Origin of the sequence: Janthinobacterium sp. P210005 (assembly GCF_036231865.1) — a bacterium.
In the GTDB taxonomy this organism is placed as follows: domain Bacteria; phylum Pseudomonadota; class Gammaproteobacteria; order Burkholderiales; family Burkholderiaceae_D; genus Janthinobacterium; species Janthinobacterium kumbetense.
The window spans coordinates 1,459,382-1,481,304 of record NZ_JAZARC010000001.1; the positions used below are offsets into that span (position 1 = coordinate 1,459,382).

Annotated in this window: 22 protein-coding genes and 1 pseudogene; 10 read left to right on the plus strand and 13 right to left on the minus strand. The window is 63.7% G+C overall.

Annotated features, from left to right (window positions below):
- The first annotated feature begins 8 nt into the window (after positions 1-8).
- Positions 9-2,327, plus strand: a complete 2,319-nt coding sequence (locus tag VPH40_RS06375) for a PAS domain S-box protein (protein WP_328573008.1) — start codon at positions 9-11, stop codon at positions 2,325-2,327.
- Here VPH40_RS06375 and ligD read toward each other — a convergent pair.
- A pseudogene (ligD, locus tag VPH40_RS06380) lies at positions 2,311-3,213 on the minus strand (non-homologous end-joining DNA ligase); the annotation flags it as partial. The gene VPH40_RS06375 and the pseudogene ligD sit on opposite strands and share 17 nt — an antisense overlap.
- Before the next feature lie 299 nt (positions 3,214-3,512).
- Between ligD and VPH40_RS06385 the strand changes: the two are divergent.
- The 6 genes from VPH40_RS06385 (at position 3,513) to VPH40_RS06410 (ending at position 6,778) form a co-directional block, all read left to right on the plus strand.
- Positions 3,513-3,824, plus strand: coding sequence for a hypothetical protein (locus tag VPH40_RS06385; RefSeq protein ID WP_099667384.1), 312 nt, complete (start codon positions 3,513-3,515; stop codon positions 3,822-3,824).
- A 222-nt stretch (positions 3,825-4,046) separates the two neighbouring features.
- A complete protein-coding gene (locus VPH40_RS06390; protein ID WP_328573009.1) occupies positions 4,047-4,400 on the plus strand; it encodes a hypothetical protein in 354 nt (117 codons plus the stop codon).
- Between the two features lie 41 nt (positions 4,401-4,441).
- Positions 4,442-4,774 (plus strand): hypothetical protein, encoded by a 333-nt coding sequence (locus VPH40_RS06395; protein WP_289904483.1) that lies wholly within the window; start codon positions 4,442-4,444, stop codon positions 4,772-4,774.
- A gap of 229 nt (positions 4,775-5,003) precedes the next feature.
- Positions 5,004-6,002: a serine hydrolase domain-containing protein gene (locus VPH40_RS06400; RefSeq protein WP_328573010.1), complete on the plus strand. Its 999-nt coding sequence runs from the start codon at positions 5,004-5,006 to the stop codon at positions 6,000-6,002.
- A 115-nt stretch (positions 6,003-6,117) separates the two neighbouring features.
- Entirely contained in the window at positions 6,118-6,456 is a 339-nt protein-coding gene (locus VPH40_RS06405; RefSeq protein ID WP_328573011.1) for a hypothetical protein, read from the plus strand.
- Positions 6,457-6,511: 55 nt separating this feature from the next.
- Complete coding sequence (locus VPH40_RS06410) at positions 6,512-6,778, plus strand: hypothetical protein (RefSeq protein ID WP_152257397.1); 267 nt, start codon at positions 6,512-6,514, stop codon at positions 6,776-6,778.
- Positions 6,779-6,833: 55 nt separating this feature from the next.
- On the opposite strand, the gene VPH40_RS06415 is transcribed toward VPH40_RS06410, so the two are convergent.
- From VPH40_RS06415 to VPH40_RS06440, 6 genes are all read right to left on the minus strand, one after another.
- Entirely contained in the window at positions 6,834-7,310 is a 477-nt protein-coding gene (locus VPH40_RS06415) for a fasciclin domain-containing protein (protein ID WP_257219082.1), read from the minus strand.
- A gap of 265 nt (positions 7,311-7,575) precedes the next feature.
- Complete coding sequence (locus VPH40_RS06420; RefSeq protein ID WP_328573342.1) at positions 7,576-9,021, minus strand: efflux transporter outer membrane subunit; 1,446 nt, start codon at positions 9,019-9,021, stop codon at positions 7,576-7,578.
- A gap of 44 nt (positions 9,022-9,065) precedes the next feature.
- On the minus strand, positions 9,066-12,266 hold the full coding sequence (locus tag VPH40_RS06425) for an efflux RND transporter permease subunit (protein WP_099667378.1): 3,201 nt from the start codon (positions 12,264-12,266) through the stop codon (positions 9,066-9,068).
- A gap of 2 nt (positions 12,267-12,268) precedes the next feature.
- Positions 12,269-13,513, minus strand: a complete 1,245-nt coding sequence (locus VPH40_RS06430; RefSeq protein ID WP_099667377.1) for an efflux RND transporter periplasmic adaptor subunit — start codon at positions 13,511-13,513, stop codon at positions 12,269-12,271.
- Positions 13,514-13,784: 271 nt separating this feature from the next.
- A complete protein-coding gene (locus VPH40_RS06435) occupies positions 13,785-14,645 on the minus strand; it encodes an alpha/beta hydrolase (protein ID WP_328573012.1) in 861 nt (286 codons plus the stop codon).
- Positions 14,642-14,827 carry a hypothetical protein gene (locus VPH40_RS06440; RefSeq protein ID WP_289904478.1) on the minus strand — a complete coding sequence of 62 codons (186 nt, stop codon included), beginning with the start codon at positions 14,825-14,827 and terminating at the stop codon, positions 14,642-14,644. Before VPH40_RS06440 ends, VPH40_RS06435 begins: the two co-directional genes overlap by 4 nt.
- 175 nt (positions 14,828-15,002) lie before the next feature.
- On the opposite strand from VPH40_RS06440, the gene VPH40_RS06445 reads away from it, so the two are divergent.
- The 3 genes from VPH40_RS06445 to VPH40_RS06455 are packed head-to-tail and all read left to right on the plus strand — an operon-like array spanning position 15,003 to position 17,391.
- A complete protein-coding gene (locus VPH40_RS06445; RefSeq protein ID WP_289897366.1) occupies positions 15,003-15,965 on the plus strand; it encodes a LysR family transcriptional regulator in 963 nt (320 codons plus the stop codon).
- Positions 15,962-16,939, plus strand: coding sequence for a D-2-hydroxyacid dehydrogenase (locus VPH40_RS06450; protein WP_328573013.1), 978 nt, complete (start codon positions 15,962-15,964; stop codon positions 16,937-16,939). Before VPH40_RS06445 ends, VPH40_RS06450 begins: the two co-directional genes overlap by 4 nt.
- Positions 16,936-17,391 carry a hypothetical protein gene (locus VPH40_RS06455; RefSeq protein ID WP_305052564.1) on the plus strand — a complete coding sequence of 152 codons (456 nt, stop codon included), beginning with the start codon at positions 16,936-16,938 and terminating at the stop codon, positions 17,389-17,391. The genes VPH40_RS06450 and VPH40_RS06455 overlap by 4 nt, the downstream gene beginning before the upstream one ends.
- A gap of 3 nt (positions 17,392-17,394) precedes the next feature.
- Here VPH40_RS06455 and VPH40_RS06460 read toward each other — a convergent pair whose 3' ends face one another.
- From VPH40_RS06460 to VPH40_RS06485, 6 genes are all read right to left on the minus strand, one after another.
- The gene (locus tag VPH40_RS06460) at positions 17,395-17,907 is read right to left on the minus strand and encodes a DUF1993 domain-containing protein (RefSeq protein WP_289897364.1); all 513 of its coding nucleotides are present in this window, start codon (positions 17,905-17,907) and stop codon (positions 17,395-17,397) included.
- On the minus strand, positions 17,904-18,380 hold the full coding sequence (locus tag VPH40_RS06465) for a hypothetical protein (RefSeq protein WP_328573014.1): 477 nt from the start codon (positions 18,378-18,380) through the stop codon (positions 17,904-17,906). The genes VPH40_RS06460 and VPH40_RS06465 overlap by 4 nt, the downstream gene beginning before the upstream one ends.
- Positions 18,381-18,469: 89 nt before the next feature.
- Entirely contained in the window at positions 18,470-19,345 is an 876-nt protein-coding gene (locus VPH40_RS06470) for an extracellular catalytic domain type 1 short-chain-length polyhydroxyalkanoate depolymerase (protein WP_328573015.1), read from the minus strand.
- 72 nt (positions 19,346-19,417) lie between these two features.
- Positions 19,418-20,641, minus strand: coding sequence for a sensor histidine kinase (locus tag VPH40_RS06475; protein WP_328573016.1), 1,224 nt, complete (start codon positions 20,639-20,641; stop codon positions 19,418-19,420).
- Positions 20,638-21,348 (minus strand): response regulator transcription factor, encoded by a 711-nt coding sequence (locus tag VPH40_RS06480; RefSeq protein WP_328573017.1) that lies wholly within the window; start codon positions 21,346-21,348, stop codon positions 20,638-20,640. Before VPH40_RS06480 ends, VPH40_RS06475 begins: the two co-directional genes overlap by 4 nt.
- Positions 21,345-21,884: a GNAT family N-acetyltransferase gene (locus VPH40_RS06485; protein WP_305057554.1), complete on the minus strand. Its 540-nt coding sequence runs from the start codon at positions 21,882-21,884 to the stop codon at positions 21,345-21,347. The genes VPH40_RS06480 and VPH40_RS06485 overlap by 4 nt, the downstream gene beginning before the upstream one ends.
- Positions 21,885-21,923: the final 39 nt, after the last annotated feature.

Here is a 21,923-nt window from a genome sequence, read left to right on the forward strand (position 1 = left end):
ACGGAAAAATGGATGCAGAGTTAGATCAGCTTATCCTCAGCGGCGCCCCTGGCGGCGTTGTCATCACGAGCGAAGACCATGTCGTCGTGCGCTGGACGGCCGGGGCGCAGCGCATTTTCGGCTATGCCAGCGACGAAACGCTGGGCCGCACGCTGTGGGAACTGATCTCGCTGCCGGGACAGGCCGAGGCAGGCCCGCTGATCGCCGAACAGCTGGCCCTGCACGGCAGCTACGACCGCGAATCGCTGAGGCGGCGCAAGGATGGCGAGCTCATCTACGTCGACGTGGCTTGCCAGGCCGCACAAGCCGCGCCGGACGGCCCCCGCTACCTGATTTCCACCATGAAGGACACGACCTTGCTGAAGGCGGCGCGCGACGCCCAGTTCGTCGACGTGCGCTACCGCGTGCTGTTCGAATCGACGCCGGACAGCGTCATCATGGTCAATGCGACGGGCGCCATCGTGCTGGCCAACCAGCAGGCGCAGCACCTGTTCGGCTATGAAGAAGGCGAATTGAGCGGCAGGCAAATCGATAGTCTGCTGCCGCAGCGCCTGCGCCATGCCCACGTGGGGCACCGCGCGCGCTATTTCGACCAGCCGCGCACGCGCACCATGGGCGCCGACCTGGAATTGCTGGGCTTGCGCAAGGACAACGTCGAATTCCCCGTGGAAATCAGCCTGTCGCCCATCCAGACGGAAATCGGCACCTTCGTCATCAGCGCCATCCGCGATGTCAGCGACCGCCGCCGGGCCGAGCAGAAGTTCCGCGGCTTGCTCGAATCGGCGCCGGACGCCATCGTCATCGTCAACGGCGATGGCGAGATCGTGCTCGTCAACTCGCAAACGGAACGCCTGTTCGGCTACTCGCGCGCGGAGTTGCTCGGGCGCAATGTGGAAGTGCTGATCCCGTCCCGCTACGCGACCGACCATCCGCGCCACCGCCAGGCCTTTTCCACGGCGCCGCGCGCCCGCTCCATGGGCGCGGGCCTGGAACTGTACGGCTTGCGCCGCGACGGCACCGAGTTTCCCGTCGAAATCAGCCTGTCGCCGCTGGAAACGGAGGAAGGCATGCTGGTCTCGTCGGCCATCCGCGACATCACGGAACGCAAGCGCATCGAGCGCACGCTGAACGAACAGAAAATCGAGCTGGAACGGGCCAGCCAGGCAAAGGACCGCTTTCTCACCAGCATGTCGCACGAATTGCGCACGCCGCTGAACGCCATCCTCGGCTTCGCCCAGCTGCTGGCCAATGAAGCCCTGCCCGCGACCGCGCTGCAAAAGCGCACCTTCGTGCAAAACATCGTCACCTCGGGCCGCCACCTGCTCACCCTGATCAATGAAATCCTCGACCTGGCGAAGATCGAATCAGGCAGTCTGAGCCTGTCGATGGAAGCGGTGACGCTGCCCGCGCTGATCGAGGAAGTGCGCGTGATGGTGGAAGAACAGGCGCAGCAGCGCCAGATTCACCTGGTGTTTCCAGCCTGCGAGGCGCTGACGCTCAGGGCCGACCATACGCGCCTCAAGCAAGTGCTGCTGAACCTGCTGTCAAACGCCATCAAGTACAACCGGCCGGCCGGCAAGGTGGAGCTGGAAGTCTCGCAGCCCGAGGAGCAGCGCGTGCGCATCGCCATCCGCGACACGGGCAAGGGACTGGACGATGCGCAGATGGCCGAGCTGTTCCAGCCGTTTAACCGCCTGGGACAGGAGGCGGGCAGCGAGGAAGGCACGGGCATCGGCCTGGTCGTCACCAAGCGCCTGGTCGAGCTGATGGGCGGCAACATGGGCGTGCACAGTTGCCTCGGCGTGGGCAGCGTGTTCTGGATCGAACTCGATACGATGGCTGCGCCGCCCGCCGGGCAGGCGGAAACGGAATGCCCGCCCGTAGCCGCCGGCGATGCCGTCGACGCCGGGGACGATGCCGGCGGCCAGGCGCTGCTGCTGTACGTGGAAGACAATCCGGCCAGCCTGCGCCTGGTGGAAGACATCGTCAGCTTCCTGCCCCACCTGCGCTTGATCTCGGCCACCGACGCCCGCCAGGGCATCGCGCTGGCGCTGGAACGCCGCCCCGACGTGATCTTGATGGATATCAACCTGCCCGGCATGAATGGCAACCAGGCGCAGCGCATCCTGCGCAACGATACGCGCACGGCGCACATCCCCGTCATCGCCTTGACGGCCAATGCCATGAAGGGCGATATCCGGCATGGCCTGGCCGCGGGCTTTTTCCGCTACCTGACCAAGCCCGTCGAAATCACCCTGCTCAACGCGGCCATCGAGGAAGCGCTGCAGCTGGCGCGCGCCGTCCTGCCGTTCAGGCAAGAGGACTGAAGGCCAGCTTTTTCATCGCCGCATCGAGTCCCTTCGCGCTGCGCGCATAGCCATTCCACGGCGCGTTGCCCACGTCGAGGCGGCTGTGGACATTGCCCACGCTCCATTGGTCGCCCGCCTTCAGCTGGTCGAGCTCCTCCCAGGCCAGCGGCACGGAAATGCCCAGCCCGGAACGCGTGCGGGCCGACCAGGCGCACACGGTGGTGGCACCCCGGCCATTGCGCAAATAATCGATGAAAATCTTGCCGACCCGGTTGGCGGGACCGCTCTTGACGACAAAACGCGTCGGGATGTGCTGCGCCATGTGCGCCACGATGGCTTGCGAAAACGCCTTCACCGTCTCCCATTCGTGTTGCGGGCGGATCGGCACGACCACGTGCAAGCCCTTGCCGCCGCTGGTTTTCAGGAACGCGGGCAAGCCCAGCTGCGTCAAAAAGGCACGCAGCAGCACGGCCGCTTCCCGGATGGCGGGCCAGGCCACGCCCTTGCCCGGGTCCAGGTCGAACACCAGGCGGTTCGGCGTGTCGTAGGCGCTGGCCAGCGCATTTTGCGTGTGAAACTCCACCACATTCCACTGCGCCGCCGCCAGCAAGCCTTGCAGGCTGGCCACGGCCAGCATGGGCGGGTGTCCGGGGTCCAGCCTGGCATCGAGCTGCTTGACGCCTGGCATGGCCGACGACTCCGCATGTTTCTGGAAAAACAGCTCGCCGCCCACGCCCGCCGGCGCGCGCACGAGCGACACGGGCCGGCCGCGCAGGTGCACGAGCATCAGCTTGCCCACCAGCGCGTAATAGCGCACCAGGTCGATCTTCCTGGCGCCGCTGTCCCTGTCGATCACCCGGTCCGCATGGCTGACCCTGAAACTGGCCGGCAAGGCGCCGTCCGGCGTGGATGTGTTCTGCATCGTCTTCTCCCTGTCGATCGGGCCGCCGCCGGTGACGAATTCCTGGCGCAGCCCGCATTTGAGCTTGACACCGTCCCCGGAACGGCGCGTGGCCTTGAGTCTAGGCCGCCGCGGCACCTGGCGCGGTACGCCAGCTAACAGAGCGCCTGCCCCGGCAAATGTAAGTGTTTGTAATTAGATCAAATCGTTGTCAACGCGATTGCCATACGGCGCGTTTTTGGCTCAGTGACAGGGGAAATGCATCTCCTGAACTACAACCCCACTTCTCGAGGAACTGCACCATGAAAAAAGTAATCGCTACTCTGATCGCCGGCTTGTTCGCTACCGCAGCCTTTGCTCAAACGCCAGCCGTGCCTGCCAAGGCCGAAGCCAAGCACACCAAGGAAGTGGCAAAAGCGGAAGCCAAGGAAACCAAAGCCGTAGTCAAAGCCGATGCGAAAGAAGCAGTCGTCGCCGCCGATGCCAAGGCCGATGTCGCCAGCGCCAAGGCCGACGCAGCCGCCACCAAGGCAAAAGCCCATCACAAAGCGAAAAAAGCCAAAGCCAAGGCTGACGAAGCCAAGACTGAAGCAACCGCAGCAGCAGCCAAGTAATCCCCTCCGCGCATTTTCAGCGCCACACAAAAAGACAGCTTCGGCTGTCTTTTTGCATTTTCATGCCGCCTTCTTCAATGAACGTCGCTTAAATCACCTGATTGTAAGAAAGTGTAAACAAGGTCAACCATAACCTTTCGGGGCGCGTTTTCTGCTCAGTGACACGGGAATCATCCCGGCACCGACAGACATACCAGACAAACCACCACAGAGGACTGCACCATGAAAAAAGCAATTGTTACCCTGATCGCCGGCCTGTTCGCTACCGCAGCCTTTGCCCAAACCCCTGCCGCCCCGGCAGCGTCGGCCCCCGCCAAAGTGGAAGCGGCGCACACCAAGGCTGTCGTCAAAGCCGACGCCAAGGAAGCGCAAGCCGTCGTGAAAGCGGACGCAAAAGAAGCGAAAGCCGTCGTTGCCGCGAAAACGGAAGTGGCCAGCGCAAAAACGGAAGCAACTGCCACCAAGGCCAAGGCGCACCACAAAGCCAAGAAAACCAGGGCCAAGGCCGACGCAAAACTGGCTTCGGCCACCGCCGCAGCGCCAGCATCTGTACCAGCGCCAGCAGCCGCCAAATAATCATCGACACACCATCACTTACCACTTGCCAGGAAAATAAAATGAAAAAAGTTATCGCTACCCTCATCGCCGGCCTGTTCGCTACCGCAGCCTTCGCCCAAACCCCTGCCGCCCCGGCAGCGTCGGTTCCCGCCAAGGCGGAAGCAGCCCACACGAAAGCCGTCGCCAAGGCAGAGGCCAAGGAAACCAAGGCTGTCGTGAAAGCCGACGCCAAGGAAGCGGTCGTCGCAGCCGATGCGAAAGCCGATGTCGCCAGCGCCAAGGCCGACGCCAAAGCCACCAAGGCCAAGGCCCATCACAAGGCCGGCAAAGCCAAAGTAAAAGCGGATGCGGCAAAAGCGGACGCCGCAGTTGCTGCCACACCGGCAAAGTAAGCCAGATGTAGCCACGGGAGCGCATCCGCCGGGTCTGCGCTTGCGTGGCCACTTCCAGTACCAGGGACAGCTTCGGCTGTCCCTTTTGCATGGTGCTCGTCCGGCGCGCCTTCACGCAAACTTCATCGAACAGGCCAGCTTGCGCGCGACAAAACGGCGCAATTGGGCGACACTGGCAATCCGACCATCGCCACGAAAGCTGTCCATGCGCCGCCTGCCGTTTTCACTATTGAGTGCCCTCCTCCTGTCATGCCCTGTCCTGGCGCAGGACAGCGCCCCCGCCACCCTCGATCAAGTCCTGCAAACCCAGGACCGCGACAGCCATGGCGACTTGCGCGCCGTCGTCGTGCTGCGCGACGGGGCCATCGTCGCCGAGCGCTATTACAACGGCGAGACGGCCGACACCCTGCACGACATCCGCTCGGCCGGCAAGAGCATCACCGCGCTGCTGGTGGGTGCGGCCGTGGCGCGCGGCCAGCTGGCGACAACAAAAACGGTGGGCGGCTACTGGCCCGAAGTCGCTGCCAGCCCGGCGGGCAAGGTCGTCCTCGACGACTTGCTGACCATGCGTTCGGGCCTGGCCGCCTTCGATGAAGACGAACACTCGCCCGGCAATGAAGACAAGCTCGATGAAGCGCCCGACCCCGCCGCCTTCGTGCGCGGCGTGCCGGCCGCAACAAAGCCGGGCAGCATCTACCGCTACAACTCGCTGAGTTCGTACATTGCCGGGCGCGTGGTGGAAAACGCCAGCGGCGCCGACCTGGAAAACTACGCCGCCAAGGCGCTGTTCGCGCCGCTGGGCATCACGCGCTGGAGCTGGGGCCGCGACGTGGCACGCCACCCGAAAGGCCAGGGCAACCTGTCGCTGCGCGCACGCGACACGGCAAAAATCGGCCAGATGGTGCTGGACGACGGCGTATTTGACGGCAAGAGAGTGATCGACGCCGCCTGGCTCAAGGCAGCGCTGGCGCCGCGCGTGGCCATCGGCGCCGTCGACCGCTATGCCGACAGCTACGGCTATTTCTGGTACGCGAAGACGCAGGACGTGGCCGGGAAAAAGATCGCCGTGCATTTCGCCTCGGGCAATGGCGGCAACAAGATCTACGTGATACCGGCGCGCCGCATGGTGGTGAGCATCGCATCGAGCGCGTACGGCAAGGGCTACGGGCAGCGCCGTTCGGAAGACATCCTGAAAGCCATTTTGGCCGCGGATGCCACGCAGATGTAAGCGATTGTAATGAGCGTCAACGCAAGCGTCCGGGGGCGCGTTTTATGCTCAGTGACACGGGAATCATCCCGGCACCAACAGACATACCAGACAAACCACCACTGAGGACTGCACCATGAAAAAAGTAATTGCTACCCTGATCGCCGGCCTGTTCGCAACCGCTGCCTTTGCTCAAACGCCAGCAGCTCCCGCAGCCTCGGTTCCCGCCAAAGTGGAAGCAGCCCACACCAAGGCCGTCGTCAAGGCTGACGCCAAGGAAGCGCAAACCGTCGTGAAAGCGGACGCCAAGGAAGCGAAAGCTGTCGTCGCCGCGAAAACGGAAGTCGCCAGCGCAAAAACGGAAGCTGCCACCACCAAGGCCAAGGCGCATCACACTGCGAAAAAAACCAAGGCCAAGGCAGATGCCAAACTGGCGTCGGCCACCGCTGAAGCAGCGCCTGCAGCAAGCAAGTAATCCAGTCCATCAGCACCCGATTTTTATTCGCACCATTACCTTATAGGATTTCATCATGAAAAAAGTTATCGCCACCCTGATCGCCAGCCTGTTCGCCACCGCCGCTTTCGCCCAGACGCCAGCCGCACCTGCAGCACCGGCCGCTCCAGCAGCTTCTGCCGCCGCCGTCGCACCGGCAGCCAAGGCTGAAGCACCAGCCGCCGTCAAACCGGCCGCGCACAAGAAAGCCAAGCATCACAAGGCGAAGAAGGCAGCACCGGCAACGCCAGCAGCTCCGGCCGCAGCGGCAGCTTCCGCACCAGCAGCAGCGCCAGCCAAGTAATCGGCGCCATGCAGGCAAAAAAGACAGGGTTTTCCCTGTCTTTTTTTTCGTCCGTTTATTTTGGCATCAAGACCGTGTCAATGACATTGATCACGCCATTCGATTGATACACATCATAGGTGCTGATGTTGGCGCTATTGCCGCCCTCGTCCATCACGACGATGTTGTGCATGCCGTTCATGGCGAACATCAGCTTGCCCCCGCTGGCCGTGGGCAGGGTCGCCTTACCATCATGCATCTTGATCTCCTTCGCCAGCGCCTTGAAGTCGTATTTTCCCGGTACCACGTGGTAGGTGAGGATTTTCGTCAGGGTCGCCTTGTTTTCCGGTTTCACCAGGGTGTCGACGGTGCCTGCCGGCAGCTTGCCAAAGGCCGCATTCGTCGGCGCGAACACGGTGAACGGGCCCTTGCCTTTCAAGGTATCGACCAGGCCGGCCGCCTTGACGGCAGCCACCAGGGTCGTGTGGTCGGCCGAATTGACGGCGTTGTCGACGATGTCCTTGCTCGGGTACATGCTCTGGCCACCCACCATGGTCGTCATGTCGGCGGCAAACGGGGCGCTGGCGGCCAGCAGGGAAGTAAAGGCGGTGACAAACAGTGCTGCGGGAATAAAGGTGCGCATGATGGTATCTCCTGGATGACTGCATTTGCGTGATTGCAGGAGTACTTACGCGGCCTTGCCGCAAACGGATTCAACTCGCTGAAAACAAAAAAACGGCGCCGTGCAAGCGCACGACGCCGTTTTGACGATGTTTTCCTTGCCGCGGGCCGGGCATGCCAACCCGCGGTGCCGGAAATCAGTTAGCCGCCACCTGCGGCTCAGCATCTCCCCAGCCGCCGCCCAGGGCGCGGATCAGCGCCACCGTGGTGACGGCGCGGTTGCCGCGCAATTGCACGGCGTTGCGCTCGATGGCCGCCAGGTTGCGCTGCGCGTCCAGCAGATCGAGGTAGCTGGAACGGCCCGCGTCATACAGCTTTTGCGCCAGGTCGGCCGAGCGGCGCGCCGAGACGACGGCTTCGTCGATCTGCTGCGTCTGGCCCGACAGGATGCGCAGGCCGGCCAGGTTGTCTTCCACCTCGGCGAACGCCACCAGCACGCTCTGGCGATACGTCGCCACCGACTCTTCCAGCTGCGCTTCGCTGCGGCTCACGGCAGCTTTATTGCGTCCGCCATCGATGATGGGCATCGACATCAGGGCGCCCAGCAGCCAGGAACGGCTGCTCCACTTGAAGATGTCCGAGAACGTATCGGACGCGCCGCCACCGGAAGCGTTCAAGGTCAACGCGGGGAACATGGCCGATTTCGCCACGCCGATGCGCGCATTCGACGCTTCCATGGTGCGCTGCGCCGACGCGATGTCGGGACGGCGCTCCAGCAGGGACGACGGCATGCCGGCCGGGATCACGGGCAGGAAGCCGCTGTCCTGCAGCGGGTTGACGGTCGCCGTGAAGCTGGCGGCCGGTTTACCCAGCAGGACGGCCAGCGCATGTTCGCTGGTCGCGCGCTGGCGCTGCAGGCCGATGGCTTCGGCGCGCGTGGTCGACAGCTCCGTGCGGGCACGGGACAAGTCGAATTCGCCGATGTCGCCCAGGTCATAGCGGCGCTGGTTCACATGCACGCTTTCCTCGCGCAGGCTCACCGTCTGGGCCAGGGTCGCCAGTTCCGCATCCGTGGCGCGCAACTGGAAGTAGGTTTGCGCCACATCCGCCTGCAAGGACAGCAGCACCGAGCGGTAAGTCGCTTCCACGGCCAGCGCATCGCTGCGCGAGGCGCTGACATTCGATGCCACCCGACCGAACAGGTCGACTTCGTAGCTGGCCGTCAGATTCGCCTGGTAGACATTCGTGGCGGCCACCGGCGCGCCGTTCGGCAAGCCGAGCGACACGGCGGAGGCGCGGTTGCGCTGGCCGCCCACGTTCACGCCCACTTGCGGGATGCGGTCCGCTTCGGCGATGCCGGCAATCGCCCTCGCCTGATTGACGCGGGCGGCGGCGACGGCCAGGTTGGCGTTGGCCTGCGTGGCTTCGTTGATCAGGCTTGTGAGGGCCGGATCATTGAAGGCCAGCCACCACTCGCCGCGCGCCTGGCGCTCGGCCGGCACGCCCTGCTTCCAGCGCGTGCCGTCGGCCGCCGTCTGCACGGCGGGCAAGGCTTGCGCTTCCTTGAACGCCGTCGGCGTCTCGATCTGCGGCTGCTTGAACTCCGGCGCCGCGCAGGCCGCCAGCAGCACGGCTGCGGCCATGGCGGTCAGCACAGGCTTGACGCGCCAGATGATTTCCTTGGTTTTCAATATATATCTCCTTCCAGGTTCAATGCTGGCGCGGCGGCAGGCTTGGCGGCAGCATCGGCTGGTTTTTTCTCAAAACGCTGCGCCAGGGTGCGCAGCAGTACGTAGAACACGGGCGTCAGGAACAGGCCGAAGAAGGTCACGCCCAGCATGCCGGCGAAGACCGCCACACCCATCGCATGGCGCATTTCCGAACCGGCGCCGTGCGAGAACACGAGGGGCACCACGCCCATGATGAAGGCGATCGACGTCATCAGGATCGGACGCAGACGCAGGCGGCACGCTTCCAGCGCCGCTTGCACGACGGTGCGGCCATGCTCTTCCAGTTCGCGGGCAAATTCCACGATCAGAATCGCATTCTTCGACGCCAGCCCCACCAGCACGAACAGCGCGATCTGGGTAAACACGTTGTTGTCGCCACCGGTCAATTTGACGCCCAGTAAGGCGCACAGGATGGACATCGGCACGATCAAAATCACGGCCAGCGGCAGGGTCCAGCTTTCATACTGGGCGGCCAGCACGAGGAACACCAGCAGCACGCACAGAGGGAAGACATAGATCATCGTATTGCCGGACAAGATGTCCTGGTAGGTCAGCTCCGTCCACTCATACGAAATCCCCTGCGGCAGCACTTCCTTGGCGATGCGTTCCAGCGCGGCTTGCGCCTGGCCGCTCGACACGCCAGGCGCGGCGCCGCCGTTGAAATCGGCTGCAGCATACGCGTTGTAGCGCTGTACGCGGTCCGGACCATAGCTATCCTTGACGCGCATCAACGACGACAGCGGGATCATTTCGCCTTTGTCATTGCGTACCTTCAGCTGCGCGATATCCTGGGCATGTGAACGGAACGCCGCATCGGCTTGCACGCGCACTTGGTAGGTGCGGCCAAACTGGTTGAAGTCGTTCACGTACAGCGAACCGAGGTTGATCTGCAAGGTCTGGTAAATCGTTTGCAGCTGCACGCCCATCTGCTTGGCTTTCACGCGGTCGACGTCGGCGAACAGCTGCGGCACGTTGATCTGGTAGCCCGAGAACACGCCCGCCAGTTCCGGCGTCTGGTACGCTTTCGCGGCCAGCGACTGGGTGGCGTTGTACAGTGCGTCGTAACCGAGGTTGCCGCGGTCTTCGATCATCATCTTGAAGCCGCCGATGGTGCCGAGGCCGTTGACGGGCGGTGGCGGGAAGACCATGATGAAGGCGTCCTGGATACCGCCCAGGCGCTTGTTGATCTCGGCCGCGATGGCGCCGCCCGACAATTCCTTGCTGCTGCGTTCGTCGAACGGTTTCAGGGTGGCGAACACGATACCGGCGTTCGGCGCATTGGTGAAGTCGTTGATCGACAGGCCGGGGAAGGCGATGGTCGATTCGACGCCAGGCACCGACTTGATGACGTCGGACATGCGGCGCACGACATCTTCCGTGCGGTCCAGCGAAGCGGCGTCAGGCAATTGCGCAAAGCCCACCAGGTATTGCTTGTCCTGCGCCGGCACGAAGCCGGCCGGCACGGACTTGAAGGTGAAGATGGCGGCAACGACCAGCAGCGCATACACGCCCAGCGAAGCGCTCTTGCGGCCCAACACGCCTTTCACGCCCGCTTCATAGCGGTGCGAAGCGCGGCCGAAGAAGCGGTTGAACCAGGCGAAGAAACGGCCGAAGACCATGTCCATGCCGCGCGTCAGCGCGTCTTTCGGCGCATCGTGCGGTTTCAGCAGCGCGGCCGACAGGGCTGGCGCCAGGGTCAGCGAGCTGAAAGCGGAAATCACGGTCGAAATGGCGATCGTCAGCGCGAACTGGCGATAGAACTCGCCGGACAAGCCTGGCACGAAGGCGATCGGCACGAACACGGCGCACAGCACCAGGGCGATGGCGACGATAGGACCGCTCACCTCTTTCATGGCCTGGATGGTGGCGTCGCGCGGCGACAAGCCTTCCTCGATGTTGCGCTCGACGTTTTCCACCACCACGATGGCGTCATCGACGACGATACCGATGGCCAGCACGAGGCCGAACAGCGACAGGGTGTTGATCGAGAAGCCAAAGCCCAGCATCACGGCAAAGGTACCGACAATCGACACGGGAACGGCCAGCAGCGGAATGATCGAGGCGCGCCAGGTTTGCAGGAAGATGATCACCACCAGCACCACCAGGGCAATCGCCTCAAGTAAGGTATGGATCACGGCTTCGATGGACGAGCGCACGAACTGCGTGGGGTCGTACTCGATGCGGTATTCCACGCCTTGCGGGAAGTCTTTCTTCAGTTCGTCCATCTTGGCGCGCACGTCGGACGACAATTGCAGCGCGTTGGCATTCGGCGCTTCGAAAATACCCATGCCGACGGCCGGATTATTGTTCAGCAGCGAGCGCAGCGAGTAGCTGTTGGCGCCCATTTCCACGCGCGCCACGTCTTTCAGGTGCGTGACGGCGCCGTCGGCATTCGTGCGCACGATGATGGCGCCGAATTCCTCGGGCGTCTGCAGACGGCCCTGGGTATTGACGGTCAGCTGGAAGTCCGAGTTTTTCGCCGGCGAAGCGCCGATGACACCTGCAGCCACCTGCACGTTCTGCTCGCGGATGGCGTCGACGACATCGTTCGCCGTCATGCCGCGCGCCGCTACCTTTTGCGGGTCGAGCCAGATGCGCATGGCATAGTCGCCGGCGCCGAAGATCTGGATGTCGCCCATGCCGGGCAAGCGTGCCAATTGATCCTTGACGTTCAGCACCGCGTAGTTACGCAGATACATGTCGTCATAGCGCTTGTTCGGCGAGACCAGATGCACCACCATGGTCAGGTTGGGCGACGATTTGACGGTCGTCACGCCGATCTGGCGCACTTCCTCGGGCAGGCGCGGCAAGGCGCGCTGCACGCGGTTCTGCACCTGCGTCTCGGCCTGCTCGACGTTGGTGCCGATCTTGAAGGTCACGGTCAGCATCATCGCGCCATCGGACGTGTTTTGCGAGGACATGTAGAGCATGTTCTCGACGCCGTTGATCTGCTCTTCGAGCGGCGCGGCCACGGTTTCGGCGATCACTTTCGGGTTGGCGCCAGGGTATTGCGCGCGCACCACCACGGATGGCGGCACGACGTCGGGATATTCGGAGATGGGCAGGCCGAAAATCGACAGCAGCCCGGCCACGAATATGACAATCGACAGCACCGCCGCGAAAATCGGCTTGTCGATGAAAAAGCGGGAAAAATTCATGTTTATTCCTTGGAAGTCGATGCTGCTTTCGCGGCGATCTTGGCGTCTTTTACTTCAGGTTTTGCGGGAGCGACAGGCGCGGTCGGGTCGAAATCCATGGCCACCATCTGCGGCGTCACCGGTGCGCCGGGACGCACGCGCTGCAAGCCGTTGACGACGATCTTTTCGCCCGCCTTCAAGCCTTCGCGCACCACGCGCAAGCCGTCCGAATTCGGGCCCAGCTTGACGGCGCGGTATTCGGCCTTGTTGTCGGCGCCCACCACGTACACATATTTGCGGCTTTGATCCGTGCCGACGGCGCGGTCGCTGATCAACAGCGCCGTGCTTTGCGCCTGCGGGCCGTTGCCGCCGTCGAGCTGGATGCGCGCGAACAGGCCCGGCACCAGCTGGCGCTCGGCGTTGGCGAAGGTGGCGCGCATGCGCACGCTGCCCGTGGCCGGATCGAGCTGGTTGTCGACGAATTCCAGCTTGCCTTCATGCGGGAAGCCCGTTTCGTTGGCCAGGCCCACCTTGACGGTGACTGGCGTGCCCTTTTGCGCCGTGCCGGCCACGCGCAGATACGTATCTTCATCGCCGTCGAAGCTGGCGTAGATGCGGTCCGTCGACACCACGGAGGTGAGGATGGCGGAAGCGTCGATCAGGTTGCCGACGGTGATTTCCGCCTTGCTGACGCGGCCGCTGATCGGCGCCTGCACCTGCGTGTACGACAGGTTCAGCTTGGCAGCTTCATACGCGGCTTGTGCCGAGCGGGCATTTGCGTCCAGCTCTTTCAAGCCCGATGCCTTTTCATCGAATTCGCGCTGGGCGATGGCTTTTTCAGCCAGCAGCTTTTCAGCGCGCGACAGTTCCAGCTTGGCCAGTTCCGCCTTGGCGCGGGCCGAGGCAGCCGTGCCTTCGGCGCGCGACACTTCGGCCTGGAATGGGCGCGGGTCGATGACGAACAGCACATCGCCTTTTTTGACTTCGCTGCCCGGCTTGAAGTTGACGGCCGTGATGAAGCCGCCGACTCTCGAGCGGATTTCCACGCGCTCGATCGCTTCCAGGCGGCCCGAGAATTCCTGCGTTTCCGTGATCTGTTTTTCCACCACGGCGGCGGCCGAGATGGGCGGGCCGCCGGCCGCTGGCGCGTCGGGCACCTTGCTATTGGCCGAATCGCAGCCGGCCAGGCTCACGGCCACCAGTCCTGCCAGCGCAAGCGAGGCAGCCAGGGGCTTCAGCAGAGTGGAAAATTGTTGAACGTTTTTCATTTTATTTCCCTGTTTTATGAAAATTTCTAATGGTATGGGCGGCAGGAAGCAACCCAGCTTAAAAAGTGAATGGTGGTGCCATGGCGCCCGACGGCGCTCGATCAAAGGTAAACAGGCCGCCAGCTGCTTAAAAGCGGACGGGGACGACGAAGCTGGCTGTGCGAACGCACAACTCAGGCAGGAAGGGAACTACACTGCGTAGTGTAGCAACCAAAACTCAAAAAGTAAACTGATTAGTGTAAGTTTTTTTGCGGTGCCGCGGATGGCGGCGTCATGACTCGGGCTCCTGCCCCAGTCCGGCGACGAAACTGCTAATTTCGCTCAATACCTGCACCTTGCACGCGCACTCATTGCGGGCGGTGGCGTCTTGCAGCGGCGCGGCGGCCATGCGCCGCACGGTCGTCTTGATGCCGCAGGCGATCAATTTGCTGCCGTATTGTTCAGCCTCGTCGCGCAATGGGTCGTCTTCGCTGGACAATATCAAGGCTGGCGGCAGGTTCTTCAGGCGGCTCGACTGCAATGGCGACGCGTACGGGTGGGTACGGTCAGCGGCATTCGGCAGGTAGCCGCGGTAGGCGGCGGCGCACTGGTCCGCCACTTCGGCCAGGTCGGGACAGGTCGGCAAGGAGCGCATCGAGCAGGTCGACAGACCGGGATCGAGCATGGGCATGATCAGCACCTGGCCCGCGAGGGGCGGTCCGCCCCGGTCGCGCGACATCATGGCGCATACGGCGGCCAGGTTGGCGCCCGCTTCGATGCCCGACACCACCATCTGCCTGCCCGTCCAGCCCAGCTTGGACTTGTTCTTTTTTGCCCACAGCAGCACGGCATGCGCGTCTTCCACGGCGGCGGGGAAAGGCCGCACCTTGGCCAAGGTGTAGTTCGCGGCCAGCACCACGTGGTCGGGGTTGCTCAGCACGAGGCAGCGCAGGAAGTCGTCCGCATCGTCCAGGTCGCCGTCGACAAAGCCGCCGCCATGGAAGAAAACCATCAGGTTCGGCTGCTTGGCGCCCGGCACGCCGGCCGTGTATACGCGCGCGCCCAGCGCATCCTGCGCGCCCTGCACCTGGATGTCGCGTATCTTCAGCGCCTGGCCAGGCGCCAGTTCGACCGCGGTGTCGGCAAAGCTCATTGCGCCACCACCGGCTGCACCGCAGCATCGAGCACCGTGTCGTTCAGGCACAACAGGGCGACGCCGCCCACTTCATGGGTCAGGGCGCTATAACCGCTGGCTTCGCTTTGCGCCGCCATCGAGTATGCATCCGTCGATACCATCGCGGCCAAAGCGAGCGAGCTCATAGCGAGAGCGAGCACTGCAAAGATTCCATTCCGATGACCCATGATTTTTCTCCTGTGAACTTCCTGCGGCAATCACATTTATGCTGCAGTACAACAACTATAGACTTGATCTACAATCTGATAAAGAGTGCAATGACGAATTGATTGTTCAGGATTATGAATAATCAAGCATAAAGTGATAAGGAATCAAGTGAACAAGCTGCAAGCCATGGAAGTTTTCATCCAAGTCGTCGATGCGGGCGGCTTTACGCGCGCGGCGGAAAACATGCAGCTGCCGAAAGCCACCGTCTCGACCCTGATCCAGTCGCTGGAAGCGAGCCTATCGGTTAAGTTGCTCAACCGCACTACGCGCCACGTCAGCATCACGTCCGATGGCGCCGCGTATTACGAACGCTGCGTGCGCATCCTGTCGGACGTGCGCGAGGCGGAGGAATCGCTGTCGCGCACGCGTTTGAGCCCCAGCGGGCGGCTGCGCGTGGATGCGCCCACGGCCCTGGCCAGCGAACTGATCATCCCCGCCCTGCCCGACTTCTTTGCCCGCTACCCGGACATCTCGCTGGAACTGGGCTGCAGCGACCGCCCCGTCGACCTGATCGAGGAAGGCGTCGATTGCGCCGTGCGCGGCGGCGAATTGGGCGACCTGAACCTGATCGCGCGCCGGGTCGGCGTGCTGCACTTCATGACGTGCGCCTCGCCCGGCTACCTGGCGCAGCACGGCACGCCGCTGCATCCGGACGACCTGGCGCAGCACCGGGGCGTGAATTTTTTCTCCGCCAAGACCGGTAAAACCTTCGACTGGGATTTCACGCGCGCCGGCGACCGCATCCAGATCGCCATGCCCAGCCATATCGCCCTGAACGACTCGAATGCCTACACGGCCGCCGGCCTGGCGGGCCTGGGCATCGTGCAAATGACGCATTTCATGCTTGCGCCCCTGATAGAACAAGGCAAAATGGTGGAATTGCTCAGCGAATGGGAATCCGACCCGCTGCCCATCCACGTGATCTATCCGCCCAACCGCCATCTGTCCGCCAAGGTGCGCGTGTTTGTCGAATGGGTCGCCGACATGTTTACCAACCACCCGGCCACGCAGCTCAAGGGCAAGAGCAGCCTTCCCAGCGCGCGCGCCACCCCGACCGAGGCCCAGCCATGACCGCAGCAAGCACATCGCCGCACCCGCACCGCATCGTCTTTCTCGACCGCGACAGCCTGATCGCCACCGTGCGCCCGCCCGCCTTCGCCCACAGCTGGCAAGAACATGCGCACACCAGGGGCAGCGAACAGACGGTGGCTCGCCTGCAAGGCGCCACCATCGCCATCACGAACAAGGTGCCGCTGCGCGCGGCCGAGCTGGCGCAATTGCCGGACCTGCAAATGATCGCCGTGGCCGCCACGGGCACGGATATCCTCGACCTGGCCGCCTGCCGCGAACGGGGCATCGTCGTGGCGAATATCCGCGACTATGCGCGCGCCACCGTGCCCGAACACACCCTGGCCTTGATGCTGGCCCTGCGCCGCCAGCTCATCGCTTACCGCGCGGACGTGGAAGCGGGCCTGTGGCAGGCGTCCGACCGCTTCTGCCTGTTCGGCCACCCGATCCGCGACCTGGCCGGCAGCCGCCTGGGTTTGCTCGGCTACGGCGCGCTGGGCAAGTCCGTGGCCCAGCTGGGCCGCGCCTTCGGCATGCAGGTGATCGTGCACAACCGTTCGCCCATCAATGAAGATGGCGTGAAGGAAGTGGGCTTCGACGAATTGCTGGCCAGTTCCGACGTGCTGAGCCTGCACCTGCCGCTGACGGACAAGACGCGCAACATCATCGGAGCAAAGGAACTGGCGCGCATGCAGCCCACGTCGCTGCTGATCAACACGGCGCGGGGCGGCCTCGTCGATGAAGCTGCGCTGGCGGAGGCATTGACGAACGGCGTGATCGCCGGCGCCGGTTTCGACGTGTTATCGAAGGAGCCGCCCCCGCCCGACAACCCGCTGCTCAATTTGCGCCTGCCCAACTTCATCCTCACCCCGCACACGGCCTGGGCAAGCGGCGAAGCCATGCAGAAGCTGGCCGACATTTTGATCGGCAACGTGGAAGCGTTCGAACGGGGTGCGCCCACGAACGTGGTGGCATGAGTCTGATAACCGAGCTGGATGAACTGCTGTGCAGCGACGACGATGAATACGACCGCCTCGATCTGTTTCTCGAGGCGGACGAGCTGATCGGGCAACTGCAGTCCGCCGACGTGCCTGCGCTGCTGGCCCTGTGGCAGGCGCGCAGCCCGTGCTGGCAGCAACGTTTCACGCAAGCAAGCAGCAACATCGACGGCGCCGTCCTGCGCGCCCTGCTGGCAGGTTTGCTGCAGATCAAGGAGGCTACCCACGGCGTGCTTGAATTGATGTCGCGCCTGCCGCCCGTCGCCGACAACTCTGCCCTCAGCGACGCCCTGCTCGACTACGCCGAGCAAGCCTGGCATGCGGACCCGGCGCGGCAGCGGCAAATCCAGATCAGTTGCTGGAGCTGCGGGCTGTCGGGCCGGCTGTTGAAGCGGCTGGGACTGGCGTCGTGGAAAGACGCGGGCTTGTAGGAACTACGTCGCTGCAGGCCGCTCAAAGCTGAAACCCGGCGCATACGCGTGATAACCGTCGAAATCGCCCTTGCCGATGGCCGCGCCGGCGCTGCGCGCAATCGCATACGCCATGCTGAAGTGAAAGTAGAAATTCGGCAGTATGTACAGCTGCAAGAATTCATCGGCCGGCAGCGCGATGTCGGCGAAGCCGGCGCGGTCGCGGCAGATGCGGTCTGGCGGCCCGTCGAAGCGCTCCACGGGAATGTCCTTGAGGTAGCGCATGGTGTGTGCGATCTGTTCCTGCAGGCTGGCGGCGGCGCTGAAATCGGCTACCTCCAGCCCCGCCAGCGGGCAGCAGCCGCGCAGGGAAAAGCTCACGGCCGCGCGCACTTGCTGGGCGAATGGCAGCATGTCGGGGTGCAGGCGCGCCGCCAGCATGTGCGGCGCGGTGCCGGTCTTGTCGAGCATGGCGGAAAGCTGCGCCAGGGAACGGCAAAAGATGGCGGCCGGGTGGATGGGCGTCACGCCTGTCATGCCGAGCCTCCTGCCGCCGCATCGTGCGCCACGGCCTGCTTCAGCACGCGGATCAGGCGGCGTTCATGGCGGCCCACGGCGGCCCAGTCCCACGCATCGGTCTGGCCAAAGTCCGGGTAAAGGGGCTGCCATTTTTCCGCGCGCTTTTGCGAATTGGCGCTCACATGCGACGCCAGTCCCTTGCCGCTGGACAGGCGCAGGTAGACGCGGATGACGCCCCAGCCTTCGCACACGTAACGGTAGGTGAGGCCGCCGCACTTGGCCGGGTCGAGGGCGATACGGCGCGGGGCAAAGTGTCCGGCCATGTCCGGGTAATGCACGGCAAGGAACACCTCGCCGGCCCCTTCAGCCTCCAGCCTGGCCGCATACGCGCACAGCTCGGCAGGCGAGCGGAAATACAGCGTTTCCCTTTCCATCTGCGAATACGCCTGCGCCACGGCCGCGCCGGGCTTGGCAAAGATTGCCGCGGCCATGGCCGCGATGCCTGCTGTTGATAATGCCACTGTGCCTGCCTTTCCCGTTGCCTGATGGTTACGCCATGCGCCGCCATCCTAGCATGGCGTCAACGGCGATGGCGGCTGAAAAACTCCCACATGACCTCATTCGCATCGATGGCGCGCGTGGTCTTGCCTATGGGCAGGCCGACGTTGAAGGCGTCGGCGCCCGGCCACGTGTGGCCGCCCTCCTTGACGGTGAGCAAGGCCACGCTGGCGCCCGCGGCGTCCTGCTCCAGCCAGCTCACTTGCGTGGCGTCGCCAGCGGGGCCAGGAAGCAGGCGCGGCTGCGGCCTGGCGCCTTCGATGCCGTTGTGCTGGCGCCAGTAATCGAACGTATCTTCCGCCGACAGATAGCTGGCGGCCTTGCCCTCGAACAGCACGACCTTGTCGGCCGTGCCCTGTATCAGCAGCATGCCGACCTTGTCTGCAGTCTTGTGATGCTGCCGTACCGGTTCCGGCATGGGCGCCCCCACCGAGGCGACGGCGGCGAACTGTTGCGGCAGCTCGGCCGCCAGGCGCAGGGCAAAGAAACCGCCGCGCGACAGGCCCGTGGCATACACGCGCTGCTCATCGATGCGGTAATCCTGTTTGAGTTTGCTCAACATCGCTTGCGTAAAGCCGACGTCGTCCGTGCCCGCCAGGTAATCCATGCCGAAGCCCACGTTCCAATCCTGCTTGATACCTTGCGGATACACAACGATGAACTGGTGCCGCTCGGCCGTCTTGTTCATCTGCGTGTACAGCATTTGTTCCGCCATGCTCATGCCGCCGCCATGGAAATTGAAGACGACGGGAAAGGTCTTTTGAGGCTGGCTTTGATACGCAGCCGGCGTGTAGACGATGTAGCGGCGTTTTTCATCCTTGAGCTGCAGCGATTGCACCTGGGCCAGCACGGGCATGGACAGGCAGGACAGGATGAACAGGCTGATGGCGATTTTCATGGGCTTCCCTTCAAGTAAAAGAGCAGCCAGCATAAGCAGGGGCAGGTGAAATCGCGGTGAAATCCGCCGACTTTATCGCGCCCGGACCGGATGGATGGCGACACGGAACTGCGTCGCGCCCGGATGGAAAACAATGTCCCAGTGCATGGCTTTTGCCAGGCGCAGCAGCAGGTTCTGGCCGTGCGCGAAACCGTGGATGCGTGGCGCTTGTCCCGGCTGCACGGTATTCTGGATGCTCAGGCAACCTTGTGCAAACGCAATACCGATGCGGCTATCGGGGCCGCCATGGAACAACGCATTCGCCAGGCAATTATTCAGGAGCAACATGACCAGTTGCGGATTGCCGACCACCTCCAGCCGCTCGGGCAAGTCCAGGGCCAGCAGGCTGGCATCCCAAGGGTGTTCGTCGAGCAGGCGCAGCAGGCATTGCTCGATGCAGCCGCGCAATTCGACCACGTCGCCCGGCAATTGCTCGGCCCTCGCCAGCGCGAACAGCACGTCGATGGTGGCGCGCATCTCGTCCGTGGATTGCCGCAGCTGCACCTGCTCCTGCCTGCCCAGCGGCTGCGCATAGTCCAGCGCCAGGGTGTTGTGCATGAGGGTCAGCGGCGTGCGCAATTCATGGCTGACGTCGCGGGCGAAAGCCTGTTCGCGCCGCAACACCGCCTGCAATTCGGCAAAGGTGGTTTCCAGCCGGCGCGCCAGGAAACCGATCTCATCGGGGCGGTCGCGTTCGCTGAAATGGACGGCGCCGCCGGGCGCCAGCCGGCGCGCTTCCTGGGCCAATCTCTGCAAGGGCAGCACGAGGCGCCGCGCCAGCCAGTACGCCAGCAGCAGGGCCAGCCCGATCAGCGCCAGCGCCACGCCAGCCACGACACCGCCCACTTCCTGCGCCAGGCGCGAGACCACCAGCACGGGCGCCACGTCGGCCAGCAGGTATGCGCGCTGCGGCTGGCAAGCGGCAAGGACATCGAGCGCCAGCACGTGATAATGCTGGCCCGTCGTCGTAAACACTTCCCCGCGCGGGGCGGACGGCGGCACGTGCGCACGCACCGCTTGAGGCAAGTCAAGGTAACTGCCATAAACCGTGATGAGGTCGCTGCCAGAAGGCGTAAGCTTGCCGTGCTGCTGCCAGCGCATGCTGACGGCCGCCGCTTCGCGCTCGAGCAGGCGCTGCACCAGCATGTCTTCCGTCACGTAGGCAATCACCAGCGCCAGGCCCGTGTAGCATAGGCACAGCAGGACGGTGAAGCCGGCCAGGGCGGCGAACAGGCGCTGCCGGATCGACTGGCTCATGGCGATGCCGCCGCGTCGAAGGCCAGGCGGTAGCCCAGCTGCGGTATGGTCACCAGCATACCTGCCGCGCCAGCCCCGCCAAGCAACTCCAGCTGCTTGCGCAGTGCATAGATGTGCGATTTGAGCGCATCGCTATCGGGCGGCTGGCTGCCCCACAGCTGCTGCAGCAAGGCCGAGCGCGAGACGGCGTGCGGGTATTCGCGGCTCAGCAGCAGCAATATCTTGAAACCCGTCTGCGTCAATGGCAGCGGTGCGTCGCCATACAGGGCGCGCCCTGCGCGCGTCTGCAAGGTGAACGGTCCCACGCGCATTTCCTGGTGCACGTGCAACTGCTGCCGGCGCGCCAGCGCTTCGCAGCGCAAGGCCACTTCGCGCAAGTCGAACGGCTTGGTCAGGTAATCGTCGGCGCCGTCGCGAAAGCCGCGTGCCTTGTCTTCATACGCGTCGCGCGCCGTCAGCATCAAAATCGGCACATTGCTGGGCGCGGCCGCCTTGATGGCGCGGCACACTTGCAAACCATCCATGTCGGGCAGGTTCAGGTCCAGCAGCACCACGTCATAGCTGTTGCGCGTGGCCAATTGCACGGCCAGCGCACCCGTGCCCGCATGGTCCGTCTGCCAGCGCAAGCCGTCGAGGAAATCGAGCACCTGGCGCGCGATGGCCAGGTGGTCTTCCACCAGCAGGATACTCAGGGGAAGTTTATTCATCGCACGCCGGCAATGCGCGCATACAGCCAGAAATTGCCGGATCTTCCGCGAATTTGCCGGTAGCAGCGCAGATAGCCTTCCCGCTCGAAAGCGCAGCGTTCGAGCACACGCATCGACCGTTCATTGCTTTCCAGCACGGTTGCCTGGATGCGCCGGAAGCCGAGGCGCTGGAAACCCCAATCCACGACAGCGTTCACGACGGACGTGGCCACGCCCTGCCCCCACACGGCAGGAGCAAGATCGTAGGCGATTTCAGCCGTGCCGTGCTGCGGGGAAATGGCATTGAAGCCGACCGTGCCCACCAGCCGGCCCCCGTCGCGCAGCACCACGGCCAGCCGTATGGACGACGATGGCTGGGCCGATGCATAGTCATCGAAATTGGCCTGCAGATCGTCGGCGCACTGCAAGTTCCAGCTCGTGTGCTCCACGACGGCAGGGTCGGCCAGGTAGGCATACCAGGCGGACGCGTCGCTGTATTCCAGCGGGCGCAAGGTCACCAGCGGGTGGCCTGAAGCGGGTAAATCGACAGCGATCATCGCCTGGCATCCTCCTCAGCTGCGGCCTGGCGATCGCTG